Below are 17116 nucleotides of genomic sequence, written 5' to 3'. Positions count from 1 at the left end.
TTCCTTATTTCAATAACATATTAATCGCCACCACAATTAAAAAGGCGGCAAAGGCTTTTTTCAAAGTCGGCACTGGGAGTTTATTCGTTGCGTTGGCACCAAGTTTAGAAGTGAAAAATGAGGTGACTGTGATGCCTAATACAGCCGGGAAATACACGAAACCGATTGAATAAGGTGGCATACCTTGCATATTCCAACCGCTCACCATAAAACTTAACATTCCCGCAATCCCCATCAACATGCCGCAGAATGCCGAAGTACCGATAGCTTTTTTAATATCTACGTTGCGAGAATTTAAAAACGGCACAATAAATCCGCCACCGCCAATACCGGCAACACTTGATGCCATGCCAATCAAAGCACCGCCAATAATCGAGGATAAAGGCGTAATTTTTTTATTCGGGTCGATGTTTTTCGGCTTAATAGACAAAATCATTTTAGCGGCTAAATAAACAACTAAGCAGGCAAACAACTTGCTGGAAATGTCATGAGGCAATTTACTGATGTATTGTCCTGAAATGAAGGCACTAATCATTAATGCGGGGGCAAAATACTTTAAGGTGGACCAAACAACATTGCCAAGTTTGTGGTGTCGTTGTGCGGAAGAAAAAGCGGTAACTACGATAGTCGCGAAGGAGGTGCCAAGTGCGGTGGACATTAAGAGCGAATCCGGTACACCGACAATTGGCAATAAATAAACCATCATCGGCACAATCACCATGCCGCCACCAATGCCGAATAAACCGGCTAAAAAGCCGGCGACACAACCGGCAAGCAAACAAAATAGGAAAAAGGTTAACATAATTATCCCTTATACTTCTGTGAGGAATGTTTAGAATGTTTAGAATGCTTTGAATAGGTTTGTTTTTTGGTTGAAAAGGTATTCTTTTTCTCTTCTACTGCGCTAGAGTCTGCCCGCAATAACAAGTCTTTGTTATTTTCATCAAATAACACCGTAGCAAACTCTTTCATTGCTTTACGATAGACATCTCTTTTGAAAGAAACCACTTGACGCACCGGGTACCAAAAACTCACCCAACGCCAACCATCAAACTCCGGTGTTTTACTGCATTGCATGTTGATATTTTTAGTATCACTGACTAACTGCAATAAAAACCAGCGCTGTTTCTGTCCGATACAAATAGGTTTGGAATCATAACGTAACAGTCGTTTTGGCAATTTATAACGCAGCCAATGCTTAGAGGCATAGAGCACTCGCACATCTTTGCGTGTTAATCCGACTTCCTCAAACAATTCTCGGTACATCGCTTGTTCTGGCGTTTCACTATCATTAATCCCGCCTTGCGGAAATTGCCAGGAATTCTGTCCGTATCTTTTCGCCCACAGCACTTGCCCTTTGTCGTTGCAAATAACAATGCCTACATTCGGACGGTAGCCATCGAAATCGATCACTATCGTATCCTTAAAATTCAGTTAATTTTTTTAAATTGGAATAGCGACAAATTGTTTCATAAACTCCCCCTTCGGGCAACTCATTTAACAATAAAGAAGGGGATGTAAAGAACCCAGAAAATGTTTAAATTCTCTTTTTAAGCATAAATTTCACATTAGATGAGATAACTTTAGATGCAAGAACTTAATAGCATTTGCGTTGATAACGCATGAAGCACAACGCTAAAAAATAAAAAACCTTATCAATTGACTTTATTGATAAGGTTTAAAATTTGGTGGAGATAATCGGGATCGAACCGACGACCTCTTGAATGCCATTCAAGCGCTCTCCCAACTGAGCTATATCCCCGTAAGTGGCGGCTATGATAAATTCCGCCCCTTGCTCTGTCAATATTAAATTTTTAATTCATTGCCATCAGATTAAATATTAAACGTTTTGTGCCTTAATAAAATCAATGGATCGTTGAATACGATTTAATACGCGATCACGTCCAATACCCACAAGGGTGACGTCCATAGACGGCGATTGCCCCGCGCCAGTCACGGCCACACGCAACGGCATCCCCACTTTACCCATGCCAACCTCTAATTCGGCAGCGGTTTGTTCAATGGCTTCGTGAGTAGAATGCAAATCCCAAGTGGAAAGTGCGGTCAGTTTTTCTTTTACTTTTTCAAGAGCTTCTACCGCGCCCGCTTTGAAATGTTTTTTCACCGCAGCTTCATCGAAAGATTCAAACTCTTCAAAGAAATAACGACTGGCAAGCGCCATTTCACGTAACGTTTTACAACGATCCGCCAGCATGGCGATGATTTCCGTTAATGCCGGCCCGTTGGACGTGTCAATGCCTAAATCCTGATATTGCCATGCTAAATGTTTCGCGACGTAGTCCGCTGGCAATTCGCGAATATAGTGATGATTCAACCACAATAATTTTTCGGTGTTAAAGGCACTGGCAGATTTACTCACAGAGTGTAAATCAAATAAATCAATCATTTCTTGGCGGGTGAAAATTTCCTGATCACCGTGGCCCCAGCCCAAACGCACCAAATAGTTGATAAGCGCTTCCGGCAAATAACCTTCGTCACGATATTGCATCACGCTCACTGCGCCGTGACGTTTGGAAAGTTTTTGTCCATCATCCCCGTTAATCATGGAAACATGTGCATACACTGGAATCGGCGCACCAAGGGCTTTCAAAATGTTAATTTGACGCGGGGTATTATTAATATGGTCTTCACCGCGCACAACATGAGTAATGCCCATATCCCAGTCATCCACCACCACGCAGAAGTTATAGGTCGGAGAACCGTCGGTACGGCGGATAATCAAGTCATCCAATTCGCTGTTGCTGATTTCAATGCGTCCACGTACCGCGTCATCAAATACCACAGAACCCTCAGTTGGATTTTTAAAACGCACCACATGCGGTTCATCGGCAGAATGTTCAGCGTGATCGTGTAAACAATGACGGTCATAGCGCGGTTTTTCTTTGTTTTGTTCTTGTGTATGACGTAATGTTTCCAAACGTTCTTTGGTACAGTAACAACGGTATGCCAAGCCCTGTTCAATCATTTGATCAATAACTTGGTTATAACGGTCAAAACGCTTAGTTTGATAATAAGGGCCGTGCTCCCAAGCCAAATCTAACCATTCCATCGCTTCTAAAATCGCCTGAGTGGCTTCCGGCGTAGAACGTTCCAAATCGGTATCTTCAATACGCAACACAAATTCGCCGTGATTGTGTTTAGCGTATAACCAGGAATAAAGTGCGGTACGCGCGCCCCCAACGTGTAAATAACCGGTTGGGCTTGGTGCAAAACGGGTACGTACCTTCACGTTTGGATCCAAATCAAACAATGCTTCTAATTTCATTTTATAACCTTTTTCTGTGCAAAAATAATTGTGCTGTATTGTACTACGAGTTGTTTGAATTCATAAGGAAAAATCTGTTTTTATGCCTATTTTTAAAACAACCAACGGATTTTTGGCAAAAATTTGTTGACTGAAATCATTGAGCAATTATAATGCACGCTCACAACATTGAGGGCGATTAGCTCAGTTGGGAGAGCACCTCCCTTACAAGGAGGGGGTCACTGGTTCGAGACCGGTATCGCCCACCACTTCTTTACATACTTCCCTATTTTAAGATTCTAACGTGGGCGATTAGCTCAGTTGGGAGAGCACCTCCCTTACAAGGAGGGGGTCACTGGTTCGAGACCGGTATCGCCCACCACTTCTTTACATACTTCCCTATTTTAAGATTCTAACGTGGGCGATTAGCTCAGTTGGGAGAGCACCTCCCTTACAAGGAGGGGGTCACTGGTTCGAGACCGGTATCGCCCACCACTCTACTTTCCATGTAATGTTTTCTCTTTCAAAGCCTTCCTGACGTTTATTATTTTTGTGTAAAGTGATAAAGTACAGCCTGTTTTTCAACAGAATAAACGGATTCATTTAATGCAAAAAACAATAAAAAATCAGACCGCACTTTTAATTTCAAACGGTCTATTACGTTTAACCGGGAACATTGTCAAAATCCTAAGCTACCCTTTCCACGCCCTTTTTCCCAAAAAGCGCTTTACGATTCCTGAATTCAGCCCGGCCAAACGCCAATCCGACAAACCAAGCAAAATTAATCGCGTCATTTGGCAAACCAACTACAGCAATAAAGTGACGTTGCCAATTTACTGCAACTATTTGGTCAACCGCTTATTTTCCTTAAGTTACGATTACCGCTATGTCAGCACTGAAGCGCGTAGCGAGTATATTGAAAAATATGCCGATCCACGCACATTTGCCGCTTACAGCCAACTGACTGACGGTGCCGCACAAGCGGATTTTTGGCGCTTATTCACTCTCTACCAAGACGGCGGTATTTATATGGATATCGATGGTCATCTTGTCGGCTGCTTAGATACGATGATTGATCCGGACGATGACGAAGTCCTCATCACCCGTCGTGGGCGTTACACCAATTTTTTCTTAGCCAGCCGCAAAGGCAATCCGTTTTTAAAGGAAACATTGGATATTATCGTAGACAACATTGAACATCGTCGCGTTGACGGCGGGGTATTTGTTCTTACCGGCCCGGAAACGTTAAACAAAGCACTGGAAAACAAAGACGTAAATATGCGCCGTGATAAATTTACCTGTGCCCAAGGCACGTTCGCTAACGAGTATTTTCAATACATGGATAAAAAACGTGGTAAATGGATTCACGCTAAAAACGAAGATTTATTAAAATAATTGTTAATAATACAAAAAGTGCGGTCACAAAAAGCAAATTTTTTGTTGATCGCCTTTTTTGTTTCTGTGATATATTTTTTAACCAATTTCACCAATCACAAATCAGAGGATTCTATGGCACTTTGGGGTGGGCGCTTTACGCAGGCCGCGGACAAGCGTTTTAAAAATTTTAACGATTCATTACGCTTTGACTATCGTCTTGCCGAGCAAGATATTGAGGGCTCCATCGGCTGGTCGAAGGCCTTGGTTTCCGTCAATATTTTAAGCGTACAAGAACAACAACAATTAGAACAAGCACTGAACGAATTATTGATTGAAGTGCGGTCAAATCCGCAAGCGATTTTGCAAGACGATGCCGAAGACATTCACAGTTGGGTGGAAAGTAAACTTATCAACAAAGTAGGCAATTTAGGTAAAAAACTGCACACCGGTCGCAGCCGTAACGACCAAGTAGCGCTCGACATCAAAATGTGGTGTAAAGAGCGGGTGGCCGAATTGCAACATTCCCTTCGCGAGTTACAACGCAAATTGGTGCTTACCGCAGAAAATAACCAAGATGCCGTGATGCCGGGCTACACGCACCTACAACGTGCCCAACCAATTACCTTTGCCCATTGGTGCATGGCCTATGTGGAAATGTTGGATCGCGATTATTCGCGTTTAGCCGATGCTTACCGCCGCATGAACAGTTGTCCGCTAGGCAGTGGCGCCCTTGCCGGCACGGCGTATCCTATCGATCGCGAACAACTTGCCAAAGATTTGGATTTCGCTTTTGCAACCCGTAACAGCTTAGACAGCGTCTCCGATCGCGATCATATCGTCGAACTACTTTCTGCCGCCTCGCTGAGCATGGTGCATTTATCCCGTTTCGCCGAAGATATGATTATTTTCAACAGCGGCGAATCTAACTTTGTGGAACTCTCCGATCGCGTAACCTCCGGTTCCTCCCTCATGCCACAGAAGAAAAACCCTGATGCATGTGAATTAATTCGCGGCAAAGCGGGACGGGTTATCGGTGCGTTAAATGGGATGTTAATGACCTTAAAAGGCTTACCATTAGCCTATAACAAAGACATGCAAGAAGACAAAGAAGGCATTTTCGATGCATTGGACACTTGGCAAGATTGCTTAGACATGGCGTCATTAGTATTAGACGACATCAAAGTGAACGTGGAACGCACCCGTGAATCTGCCCTGAAAGGCTATTCCAACGCAACGGAATTAGCCGATTATTTGGTTGCCAAAGGCGTACCGTTCCGCGACTCCCATCACATTGTAGGTGAAACCGTGGTGTATGCTATCAAGCAACACAAAGCCTTAGAAGAATTGACGATTCCTGAATTTCGTCAATTCTGTGAAAAAGTGTCGGACGATGTATACGACATTCTTTCCTTACAATCTTGCTTAGATAAACGCGCCGCCAAAGGCGGAGTGTCTCCATTGCGTATCGCGGAAGCCATTGCAGAAGCCAAAACAAGATTCGCCTAACATCTCTTCTAAAGTGCGGTCATAAAAAATCTTATTTTTATGACCGCACTTTTGTTTTCACCCCCCAAAAAAAAATAAATTCAATCTAATAAATAAACTTATTTTTTAAATAAAAAATAAAATAAGTTAAAAACACAAAATAATTTAATTATTTTTTATAAAAATATTTGAAAACATATGATTTCCTGTTGCATAGTAATTCCGACTTAGCAATATAGCCAAGCGAAAATAAATAAAGCAAACACCAACATACTATCCACAGGAGAAATTCTTATGTCTCACGCAGTTGCCTCACTCGAAGAATTCTTAGCAAAAGTCGAACAACGTGACGGAAACCAACCGGAGTTTTTACAAGCCGTACGTGAAGTATTAACTTCCATTTGGCCATTCCTTGAGAAAAACCCGAAATACCGCGCTGAAGCCTTATTAGAACGTTTAGTTGAACCGGAACGCATCATTCAATTCCGCGTAGCATGGACCGATGACAAAGGCCAAGTGCAAGTCAACCGCGCATTCCGCATTCAATTTAACAGCGCTATCGGCCCTTTCAAAGGCGGTATGCGCTTTCACCCGTCCGTCAACCAATCCATTTTAAAATTCTTAGGCTTTGAACAAATCTTCAAAAATGCCTTAACCACGCTGCCAATGGGCGGTGCCAAAGGCGGTTCCGACTTTGATCCGAAAGGTAAAAGCGATGCGGAAGTCATGCGCTTCTGCCAAGCCTTAATGACTGAACTTTATCGCCACATCGGCCCGGACACAGATGTGCCGGCAGGCGATATTGGTGTCGGCGCACGTGAAGTAGGTTATTTAACCGGCATGATGAAAAAACTTTCCAATCAAACCGGCTGCGTCTTTACCGGCAAAGGCTTGAGTTTCGGCGGAAGCTTAATTCGTCCGGAAGCTACCGGTTATGGTTTGGTCTATTTCGTCCAAGCTATGCTGGCAGAAAAAGGTCAAGATTTGAAAGGCAAAACCGTCGCGGTTTCCGGCTCCGGCAACGTGGCACAATATGCGATTGAAAAAGCCCTGCAACTAGGCGCTAAAGTCATTAGCTGTTCCGACTCATCCGGCACCGTTGTGGATGAAGAAGGCTTCACCCAAGAAAAATTAGCCGCTTTAATGGACATCAAAAATGTCAAACGCAGTCGTGTAAAAGATTACGCCGATCTCTTTGGATTGAAATATATCGCCGGCGCTCGACCATGGCATTTAAAAGTCGATATTGCACTCCCATGTGCCACCCAAAACGAATTAGCATTAAGCGATGCACAAGCCTTGATTGCCAATGGCGTGCAAGTCGTAGCCGAAGGTGCCAATATGCCAACCACCATTGAAGCGACCAACGCCTTTATTGAAGCTGGCATATTATTTGGACCGGGCAAAGCAGCAAACGCAGGTGGCGTCGCCACTTCCGGTTTGGAAATGTCGCAAAACGCACAACGTCTAAGTTGGACAAGAGAAGAGGTGGATGCAAAATTGCATCGCATTATGTTAGACATTCATGCTAACTGTAAAAAATACGGCAGCGATGCGCAAGGTAACATCAACTATGTGGTGGGTGCGAACGTCGCCGGTTTCGTTAAAGTAGCTGATGCCATGTTGGCACAAGGCGTGTATTAATCGACACGAAAAAACACCTCGAAAAACGACCGCACTTTTGAGAACAACAAAAAGTGCGGTATTTTTTTAAGCTAATTTTGTTATGAGACAGCACATTTTGTTCTAAAAATGAGGTCGGTGGAATATTGAAATTAGAGAAGTTATGGTGTTAAATCTGCACTTATTCTATGGTTATTCTACACAAGGGTTAAAACAAATTTATGTGCCAATTATTGGGAATGAACTGCAATACGCCGACGGATATTGTGTTTTCATTTGAAGGATTTCGTCATCGTGCCGGACTTACTGATTCCCATTCTGACGGATTTGGTATCGCTTTTTTTGAAGGCAAAGGTGTACGCATTTTCCGCGACAATAAACCGGGCCACATTTCCCCTATCGCGGATTGCGTGAAACAATATCACATCAAATCTCTCAACGTCATTTCGCATATTCGTAAAGCGACGCAAGGCGATGTAAATCTTGAAAATACCCACCCCTTTATCCGTGAGATCTGGGGTGAAAATTGGGTTCTTGCCCATAATGGCAACTTAACCGAACTGCCCGACATGAGCGAATCCTTCTGTCAACCTATCGGCAGCACTGATTCAGAAACTGCTTTCTGTTACATGGCAGAACAATTAAAAAATCGCTTTCGCAAAAAGCCAAGTGAAGAAGAAATTTTTCAAGCCGTTCAAGATATCAGCAATAAACTCGCAGAACATGGCACCTTCAATTTTATCCTGTCTAACGGCGAATGGATGATTGCCCGTTGTTCCACCAATTTGCACTACCTCACCCGTAAAGCCCCATTTGGCAAAGCACAACGTGTTGATGATGACGGTGTCATCGACTTCAATGAATACGCCAAAGAGGGCGATAAAGTCACGATCATTACCACCGTACCGCTCACCAAAGACGAAGTCTGGAGAAAAATGGAAAACGGTGGATTTGTCTTCTTCAAAAACGGGGAGAAAGTGTGGGAAATTATCGGCACGCCGAGAACAGAAGTGATTGATGATGGGACGTTAGGCACGGCTAAAGTGGCCTAACCCAGCCCATACAAAAAGTGCGGTCGAAAAAAATAATTTTTTTCTGACCGCACTTTTTTATCTCTATTATCTATTCAAACTCCAATTCCACCGCACTTTCACCGAGCAATGTCACAAGTTCGGTCAGCAATTCATCGGTTGGATTGACCGACCATTGCACGCCCATTTTGACTAAGGCTCTGCCTTCTGGGCTTTGGTAATAAATATGTACCGGCAGGGAATTGCCGCTGTAAGGCTGTAAAATCCGTTTAAATTGCTTAATGAATTGCGGTGTAATTTGTTCTTGAGACAGGCAAATCGCAAGGCTTTTCGCATAACGTGCACGCGCTTCATCAATCGTCATCAAATCCCGCACAGACATACGCAAACCTTGTGAAAAATCATCAAAACTGACCTGTCCTGACACCACAATCACCGTGTCTTTTTGCAGCTTCTCACCGAATTTATCTAGCACTTCGCCAAACAAAGTTAAATCCAAACGACCGGAACGGTCATCAATGGTGGCAATGCCGATGTGGTTGCCTTTTTTGGTCACGGCAATGCGCGTATTCACCACTAAACCGCTGGCAGTACTCATTTGTCCGCGATAATTCGGCGTCAATTCTTTCAGACGCATTGGGCTGTAATGAGACAATTCTTTCAAATAACGACTCACCGGATGACTGCTGAGATACAGTCCGAGAGTTTCCCGTTCACCGTCTAAAATCGTTTTTTCCGTCCAAGGGGCAATATTGGCATAGGAATGTTCCACTTCCTCGTTGGTTTCCGTCAACACGCCGAACATATCCGTTTGCCCTAAAGCCTCGTCTTTGGCATGTTGATCGGAGGCACGTAGTGCATCTTCCAAATTTTGTTGTAACGCCGCACGATGTGGTCCAAGTTTATCGAAAGCACCGGATTTAATCAGACTTTCAAATGTGCGTCGATTGATTTTCTTTAAATCCACACGGGCACATAAATCAAACAAGTTTTTGAAAATACCGTCTTTCTCACGAGCTTCTACCAAGGCCGCAATCGGCCCTTCACCCACGCCTTTAATGGCACCGATACCGTACACAATTTCGCCATTTTCATTCACGCTAAAATGATGTTTTCCGGTGTTAATGTCCGGCGGAACGACCTTCAAGCCCATGCGCATACATTCGTCATACAAGCCAACGATTTTGTCGGTATTATCCATTTCCGAAGTCATGACTGCCGCCATAAATTCCGCCGGGTAGTGCGCCTTCAGCCACAGGGTTTGGTAAGAAACCAACGCATAGGCGGCAGAGTGTGATTTGTTAAAGCCATAGCCCGCAAATTTTTCTACCAAATCGAAGATTTTCATGGAAAGATCGCCGTCTATGCCATTTTTGATGGCGCCCTCTTCAAATACGGAACGCTGTTTCGCCATTTCTTCCGGTTTTTTCTTACCCATCGCACGACGCAATAAGTCCGCACCGCCTAGCGTGTATCCCGCCAACACTTGAGCAATTTGCATGACCTGCTCTTGATACAAAATAATGCCGTAGGTCGGTTCTAAAATTGGCTTAAGGGATTCATGCTGATAGTTGGCATCCGGGTAAGACACTTCTTCGCGTCCGTGTTTACGGTCGATAAAGTTATCCACCATGCCTGATTGCAATGGGCCGGGTCGGAACAAGGCTACCAACGCGATAATATCTTCAAAACAGTCCGGCTTAAGACGCTTAATCAAATCTTTCATGCCGCGTGATTCCAGCTGGAACACTGCCGTAGTTTCGGCATTGAGCAACACGTCAAAAGATTGATGATCATCCAACGGAATGGCGCTGATATCCACCAACGGTTTGCCTTCTTTTTCCATGCGCGCATTAATCATGTCCAACGCCCATTTGATGATGGTTAAGGTGCGCAGACCTAAGAAGTCAAACTTCACCAAACCGGCATATTCCACGTCATTTTTATCGAAGTGGGTGACCGGATGTTTCCCTTCCGAATCGCAATACAACGGCGAGAAATCCGTAATTAGCGTCGGTGAAATCACCACCCCACCGGCATGCTTACCGGCATTTCGTGTGACGCCTTCCAGCTTGCGTGCCATATCAATAATGGCTCGGACTTCTTCGTCCGCATCGTAAATTTCTTGCAGTTTTGGCTCGGCTTCAAACGCTTTGGCAAGTGTCATTCCGGGATCCGGCGGCACCAACTTAGAAATGCGATCCACAAAGCCATAAGGTTGTCCCAGTACGCGCCCCACATCGCGAATCACCGCTTTTGCTGCCATGGTACCGAACGTAATAATTTGCGACACCGCACCACGTCCATACATTTCGGCAACGTGTTCAATCACGCGGTCGCGTCCGTCCATACAGAAATCCACGTCAAAGTCAGGCATGGAAACCCGTTCCGGATTGAGGAAACGCTCAAAAAGCAAATCGAATTCCAACGGATCCAAATCGGTAATTTTTAACGCATAAGCCACCAAAGATCCTGCCCCGGAGCCCCGTCCCGGCCCCACCGGAATGTCGTTATCTTTTGACCATTGGATAAATTCCATCACGATCAAAAAGTAGCCCGGGAAGCCCATTTGGTTGATCACGTCGAGTTCTACCTGTAAGCGTTCATCATATTCCAGACGGCGCTCTGCACGCAGTTTTTCATCAGGGAATAACACCTTGAGACGCTCTTCCAAGCCTTCTTTGGCGCGTTTCACAAGGTAATCTTCGGTGCTTAAATCACCGGTTGGAAATTTCGGTAAGAAATATTCACCCAATCGAATGGTGACATTACAGCGTTGTGCAATCAGTAGCGTATTCTCCAAGGCACTTGGCACATCGGCAAAAAGCTCGCACATTTCTTGCTCGGAGCGAAAATATTGTTGATGGGTATAAAGTTTTGGACGTTTCGGATCGTCTAATGTGAAACCGTCATGAATCGCTACACGAATTTCATGGGCTTCAAAATCTTCTACCTGTAAAAAGCATACATCATTGGTCGCCACCACCGGCAATTGTTCGCGTTCAGCCAGTTCTAACGCGGCTTGAATATAACGTTCTTCATCGGGACGACCGGTACGAGTAAGCGTCAGATAAAAATGATCAGGGAAAAATTCGTGGTAAAAATCCACCGCACTTTTAAGTTCATCAGTGTTGCTGCGCAGTAATTTTTTACCTACATCGCCATTGACGCCGCCGGATAAAACAATCACCCCGGCACGATGTTCTACTAGCCACTGCTGATCAATATACGGCACATCCGAATAACCACGCTCATAGGCTTTGGAAAGCAGCAAGGTGATATTTTTGTAGCCTTCGTTATTTTTTGCCAATAAGGTTAAACGGAATCTTTCCTCGCCACATAGCTCGCTTTGTACCAGCACATCCGCTCCGATAATCGGCTTCACGCCGGAAGATAATGCCTCACCATAAAACCGCACCAAACCGCAAAAGTTGGTGAAATCCGTCAACGCCATCGCCACCATGTTGTTTTCCACGCAGGCTTTCACCAACGGTTTCACTTTGGCGATACCGTCAATCATGGAAAAATCACTGTGAACCTGCAAATGAACAAAACGTGGCGGTGACATAAACATCCTTAAAATAACAAAAAGTGCGGTCAAAAAATCCAATGGATTTTGAGCGTTAGCTTGAGCAACAATGGCAAAGTCATAGTGGGTAATTTTAGCGGTATTTTGCCGAGAATTGTAGGGATAATTTGTCTAGCGGCATCAACACAATAAATCCCCACAAAACGCAGTTTTATTGCTAGAGTTTTGAGCCTCAATCCGCTATATTAGCGCACAACTGTTAGCTGACTTTGGATTTTTTAACCATGGATCTCAATTTTCATTTTATTCACCGTGTACGTAGCCAAGCAAAAACACTGGCAAATCGCACCGCACTTTGTTACTTCAAAGACAACAATTGGTTGTCTATTTCTTGGGCAGAATTACAACAACAAATTGACCAGATTTCCTTAGCCTTATTAGCAAATCATATTGATATTCAAGATAAAATCGGTATTTTTTCACACAATATGCCGCGTTGGACGATCACCGACATCGGTACATTGCAAGTGCGTGCCGTCACCGTGCCGATTTATGCCACGAATACCGCCAAACAAGCCCAATTCATTATCAACAATGCAGATATGAAGATCATTTTCGTAGGCGATCAAGAACAATATGATCAAGTATTGGAAATCGTTGATGAATGCCCGAAACTGGAAAAAATCGTGGCGATGAAAAGTACGATCCATTTGCATGAACACGCCAAAGCCTGCCACTGGCAAGAATTTATCGACATGGCAGATGAGCAATATCAGGCGGAATTACAACAACGGTTGGATAACAAATGCTTGGAAGATTTGTTCACATTAATTTACACCTCCGGCACGACCGGTGAGCCGAAAGGCGTGATGTTGGATTACGCGAATTTAGCGCATCAACTCAACGCCCACGATCAGGCGCTAAAAGTCGATGATACCGACGTATCTCTTTCCTTCTTGCCGTTATCTCATATTTTTGAGCGCGCTTGGGTGGCTTATGTGCTCCATCGTGGTGCGACCAACTGTTACATTGAAGATACCAATCAAGTGCGGTCGGCTTTGACGGAGATTCGTCCAACCTTAATGTGTGCCGTGCCACGGTTTTACGAAAAGATTTATACGGCCATTTTAGACAAAGTTCATAATGCGCCAAAACTTCGCCAACGTATTTTTCATTGGGCAATGGACATCGGACATCAGCATTTCGATGCCCTTGCCAAGGGGCAAAAAATCGGCTTTTTGTTAAAACAGCAGTATGCCCTCGCCAATAAGCTAGTACTTGGCAAATTACGTGCGCTACTCGGTGGACGCATTCGGATGATGCCTTGTGGCGGTGCTAAATTAGAACCGACGATCGGCTTATTTTTCCACAGCATCGGCTTGAACATTAAGCTGGGTTACGGCATGACAGAAACCACCGCGACGGTTTCCTGCTGGGATGATTTTCACTTTAACGCCAATTCCATCGGTAGCTTAATGCCGGGTGCGGAAGTCAAAATTGGCGAAAATAACGAGATTCTCGTACGTGGTGGCATGGTGATGAAAGGTTATTACAAAAAACCACAGGAAACCGCCGATGCTTTCACCGCAGACGGTTTTTTAAAAACCGGTGATGCGGGCGAATTTGATGCCGAGGGGAATTTATACATCACCGATCGCATTAAAGAATTAATGAAAACCTCCAATGGCAAATACATCGCACCGCAAGTGTTGGAAAGCAAAATCGGCAAAGACAAATTCATTGAACAAATCGCGGTTATTGCTGATGCCAAAAAATACGTTTCCGCCCTTATCGTACCTTGCTACGCTGCCCTTGAGGAGTACGCCAAACAGGTCAATATCAAATATCAAGATCGGTTGGAATTACTCAAAAATTCTGAGATTTTGCAAATGCTAGAACAGCGAATCAATGAATTACAAAAAGAGCTTGCCGGTTGGGAGCAAATCAAACGTTTCACCCTGTTGCCTCAGGCATTCAGCACGCAGCTGGAAGAAATTACCCCTACCTTAAAACTACGCAGAAAAGTTATTCTGCAACGCTATAAAGAGCAGATTGAAGCGATGTATAGTTAAGTTTTTTACATAATAAGTGCGGTCAAAATTGACAATAAATTTTGACCGCACTTTTTTATTTTGAACACAAAACGTCCAATTTGTGATCAAAATCACAAAACAATAAAATTCTTTTATTTTTCTTTTCTACTAAATTTTCAACAAAACCAATGACTAACTTGCCTCACGACATTTAATACATTCCAAATACGCAAAAACACTACATATTGTGTGTTGAATTTAAAAAAATATCTATATATAGTATCGCCACTTTGATAACACTCTAAATATAGGTGGCTGACATGGGTACATTTTTCGTCATTAAGCGTGATGGTTCACGCATCGGGTTTGAAATTCAACGCATTATTAATGCCATTAAAAAAGCAGCTCAAGCGGTGGGTATTCAAGATGAACGATTTTGTCATGACATTGCACAAAAAGTCAGCAATGACATTTTCGCGCATCATCAACAAGAAATTGATATTAGCCACATTCAAAAAATTGTCGAAAATCACCTGATGGCCAGCCAATACCCACAAATTGCGCGTGCTTATATTGAATACCGTCACGAACGTGATATGGCGCGTGAAAAACGCAGTCAATTAACCAAAGAAATCGAGGGGCTGATTGAACAAAGTAACGTGGAGTTACTCAATGAAAATGCCAATAAAGACGCCAAAGTGATCCCAACACAACGGGATTTATTGGCCGGTATCGTGGCGAAACATTATGCTAAACGTTACATTTTGCCGCGCGATGTCGTAGAAGCTCATGAGAAAGGTGAAATTCACTATCACGATTTGGATTATTCGCCTTTCTTCCCGATGTTTAACTGTATGTTAGTCGATTTAAAAGGCATGTTGACCCATGGTTTTAAAATGGGAAATGCCGAAATCGAACCGCCGAAATCTATCGGCACCGCCACTGCTGTCACAGCACAAATCATTGCTCAAGTGGCAAGCCATATTTACGGCGGCACCACCATTAACCGCATTGATGAAGTCCTTTCGCCTTATGTGCAGTTAAGCTATGAAAAACACCTCAAAAACGCGGAACAATGGAACATTCCTGATGCGCAAGGATATGCGCAAGCCTTGATTGAAAAAGAATGCTTCGATGCCTTCCAGTCTTTGGAATATGAAGTAAACACGCTGCATACTGCCAATGGACAAACACCGTTTGTTACCTTTGGTTTTGGCTTAGGCACAACTTGGCAAGCACGTTTAATTCAAAAATCCATTTTACAAAATCGAATTCGCGGTTTAGGCAAAAATCACAAAACACCGGTGTTCCCGAAACTGGTCTTTACTCAACGTAAAGGGGTGAATTTAGAGCCAAACGACCCGAATTACGACATCAAACAGCTTGCGTTGGAATGCGCCAGCAAACGGATGTATCCGGATATTCTGAATTACGACCAAGTCGTCAAAGTCACCGGCTCCTTTAAAGCACCCATGGGCTGCCGCAGTTTCTTGGGCGCATACGAAGAGGATGGCGAGCAAATCCATGACGGGCGTAACAACCTCGGCGTAGTGAGTCTCAATTTGCCACGTATCGCCATTGAAGCCAAAGGCGATGAAAAACGTTTCTATGACATATTGGATCAACGCTTGGCTTTGGCGAAAAAAGCCTTAATGACCCGTATTGCCCGCTTGGAACACACCAAAGCCCGCGTAGCGCCAATTCTCTACATGGAAGGCGCCTGCGGCGTGCGTTTGAAAGCGGATGATAACGTGGCGCAAATCTTCAAAAATGGCCGCGCCTCCATTTCGCTTGGCTACATAGGCATTCATGAAACCATCAATGCGTTGTATCACCAAGGGCATATTTACGATGACGAAATGCTACGTGAAAAAGGCCGTGCTATCGTGGAACACTTAAGCAACGCGGTTAAACAATGGCGCGCTGAAACGGGCTACGCCTTCAGTTTATACTCCACCCCAAGTGAAAATCTATGCGACCGTTTCTGCCGCCTTGACACCAAACAATTCGGCGTCATTGACGGTGTGACCGATAAAGGCTACTACACCAACAGCTATCACTTGGACGTAGAGAAAAAAGTCAATCCATACGACAAACTAGACTTTGAAATGGTGTACCCACCATTGGCTAACGGTGGTTTTATTTGCTACGGCGAATACCCGAACATTCAACATAATTTGAAGGCATTGGAAGACGTATGGAATTACAGCTACGACCGCGTGCCTTACTACGGCACCAACACGCCGATCGATGAATGCTACGAATGCGGTTTCACCGGTGAATTTGAATGCACCAGCAAAGGCTTCACCTGCCCGAAATGCGGCAACCATGACAGCGACAAAGTCTCCGTTACCCGCCGTGTCTGCGGCTACCTCGGCAGCCCGGATGCCCGTCCGTTTAATGCAGGGAAACAGGAAGAGGTGAAGCGTCGGGTTAAGCACATGTAATCTTAAGGCGTTGCCAAATCTCCCCTGACCCCTCTTTGCTAAAGAGGGGGATTTTAGGCGCATTATCACGATAAAGTGCGGTTATTTTTTGGGGAGATATTCAGTCAAAAACATGAAAAAACCTGACCGCACTTTTGCAACGCTCAAATAAAATGGGATTCCCATATAAGACGCCTGAGCGGCTTGCCATTTTTAGGCAATTTTCGTCTGTTTGAGCGTAGCGAGTTCGAAAAGTGCCGTAAAGGAAATGGTAATTAAGCGAAGAACAGCGGCTTATCCGGGTGCACTTTTCTTTTCTTTGCTTACTTTCTTTTGTGCAAGCAAAA

At 44.2% G+C, this 17116-nt stretch carries 10 protein-coding genes and 4 tRNA genes; 9 read left to right on the top strand and 5 right to left on the bottom strand.

Features of this window, described 5'->3' with window-relative positions; genetic code table 11:
• Positions 1-4: 4 nt before the first annotated feature.
• From DK415_RS05060 to gltX, 4 genes are all read right to left on the bottom strand, one after another.
• Complete coding sequence (locus tag DK415_RS05060; RefSeq protein WP_109432724.1) at positions 5-802, bottom strand: sulfite exporter TauE/SafE family protein; 798 nt, start codon at positions 800-802, stop codon at positions 5-7.
• Between the two features lie 2 nt (positions 803-804).
• Positions 805-1413 carry an RNA pyrophosphohydrolase gene (rppH, locus tag DK415_RS05055; protein WP_109432723.1) on the bottom strand — a complete coding sequence of 203 codons (609 nt, stop codon included), beginning with the start codon at positions 1411-1413 and terminating at the stop codon, positions 805-807.
• Between the two features lie 273 nt (positions 1414-1686).
• Positions 1687-1762 (bottom strand) — tRNA-Ala (locus DK415_RS05050).
• Positions 1763-1840: 78 nt separating this feature from the next.
• Positions 1841-3286, bottom strand: a complete 1446-nt coding sequence (gltX, locus tag DK415_RS05045; RefSeq protein ID WP_109432722.1) for a glutamate--tRNA ligase — start codon at positions 3284-3286, stop codon at positions 1841-1843.
• 172 nt (positions 3287-3458) lie between these two features.
• Here gltX and DK415_RS05040 point away from each other — a divergent pair.
• From DK415_RS05040 to DK415_RS05010, 7 genes are all read left to right on the top strand, one after another.
• Positions 3459-3534, top strand: a tRNA-Val gene (locus tag DK415_RS05040).
• A gap of 37 nt (positions 3535-3571) precedes the next feature.
• Positions 3572-3647, top strand: a tRNA-Val gene (locus tag DK415_RS05035).
• A 37-nt stretch (positions 3648-3684) separates the two neighbouring features.
• Positions 3685-3760: transfer RNA gene (locus tag DK415_RS05030), tRNA-Val, on the top strand.
• Positions 3761-3871: 111 nt separating this feature from the next.
• On the top strand, positions 3872-4660 hold the full coding sequence (locus tag DK415_RS05025) for a glycosyltransferase family 32 protein (RefSeq protein ID WP_109432721.1): 789 nt from the start codon (positions 3872-3874) through the stop codon (positions 4658-4660).
• A 114-nt stretch (positions 4661-4774) separates the two neighbouring features.
• A complete protein-coding gene (gene argH / locus DK415_RS05020) occupies positions 4775-6148 on the top strand; it encodes an argininosuccinate lyase (RefSeq protein ID WP_109432720.1) in 1374 nt (457 codons plus the stop codon).
• A gap of 273 nt (positions 6149-6421) precedes the next feature.
• Positions 6422-7771, top strand: coding sequence for an NADP-specific glutamate dehydrogenase (gene gdhA, locus DK415_RS05015; RefSeq protein WP_109432719.1), 1350 nt, complete (start codon positions 6422-6424; stop codon positions 7769-7771).
• Positions 7772-7971: 200 nt separating this feature from the next.
• Positions 7972-8802: a class II glutamine amidotransferase gene (locus DK415_RS05010; RefSeq protein ID WP_109432718.1), complete on the top strand. Its 831-nt coding sequence runs from the start codon at positions 7972-7974 to the stop codon at positions 8800-8802.
• A gap of 70 nt (positions 8803-8872) precedes the next feature.
• On the opposite strand, the gene dnaE is transcribed toward DK415_RS05010, so the two are convergent.
• The gene (dnaE, locus tag DK415_RS05005) at positions 8873-12349 is read right to left on the bottom strand and encodes a DNA polymerase III subunit alpha (RefSeq protein ID WP_109432717.1); all 3477 of its coding nucleotides are present in this window, start codon (positions 12347-12349) and stop codon (positions 8873-8875) included.
• A gap of 245 nt (positions 12350-12594) precedes the next feature.
• Between dnaE and DK415_RS05000 the strand changes: the two genes are divergently transcribed.
• Together DK415_RS05000 and nrdD are read left to right on the top strand one after the other, a co-directional pair.
• Positions 12595-14382 carry an AMP-dependent synthetase/ligase gene (locus tag DK415_RS05000; protein ID WP_109432716.1) on the top strand — a complete coding sequence of 596 codons (1788 nt, stop codon included), beginning with the start codon at positions 12595-12597 and terminating at the stop codon, positions 14380-14382.
• A gap of 281 nt (positions 14383-14663) precedes the next feature.
• A complete protein-coding gene (nrdD, locus tag DK415_RS04995) occupies positions 14664-16790 on the top strand; it encodes an anaerobic ribonucleoside-triphosphate reductase (protein ID WP_109432715.1) in 2127 nt (708 codons plus the stop codon).
• The last annotated feature ends 326 nt before the right edge of the window (positions 16791-17116 follow it).

It is taken from the genome of Aggregatibacter segnis, from assembly GCF_003130075.1.
Classification (GTDB): domain Bacteria; phylum Pseudomonadota; class Gammaproteobacteria; order Enterobacterales; family Pasteurellaceae; genus Aggregatibacter; species Aggregatibacter segnis_A.
Note: the sequence above shows the minus strand (reverse complement) of the source record. Positions and strands in the feature narration are given on the sequence as shown.

Coding starts and splice junctions, on each gene's coding strand:
- DK415_RS05060 (WP_109432724.1), bottom strand. CDS start 802: ATGTTAACCTTTTTCCTATTTTGTTTGCTTGCCGGTTGTGTCGCCGGC.
- gltX (WP_109432722.1), bottom strand. CDS start 3,286: ATGAAATTAGAAGCATTGTTTGATTTGGATCCAAACGTGAAGGTACGT.
- DK415_RS05025 (WP_109432721.1), top strand. CDS start 3,872: ATGCAAAAAACAATAAAAAATCAGACCGCACTTTTAATTTCAAACGGT.
- argH (WP_109432720.1), top strand. CDS start 4,775: ATGGCACTTTGGGGTGGGCGCTTTACGCAGGCCGCGGACAAGCGTTTT.
- gdhA (WP_109432719.1), top strand. CDS start 6,422: ATGTCTCACGCAGTTGCCTCACTCGAAGAATTCTTAGCAAAAGTCGAA.
- DK415_RS05010 (WP_109432718.1), top strand. CDS start 7,972: ATGTGCCAATTATTGGGAATGAACTGCAATACGCCGACGGATATTGTG.
- dnaE (WP_109432717.1), bottom strand. CDS start 12,349: ATGTCACCGCCACGTTTTGTTCATTTGCAGGTTCACAGTGATTTTTCC.
- DK415_RS05000 (WP_109432716.1), top strand. CDS start 12,595: ATGGATCTCAATTTTCATTTTATTCACCGTGTACGTAGCCAAGCAAAA.
- nrdD (WP_109432715.1), top strand. CDS start 14,664: ATGGGTACATTTTTCGTCATTAAGCGTGATGGTTCACGCATCGGGTTT.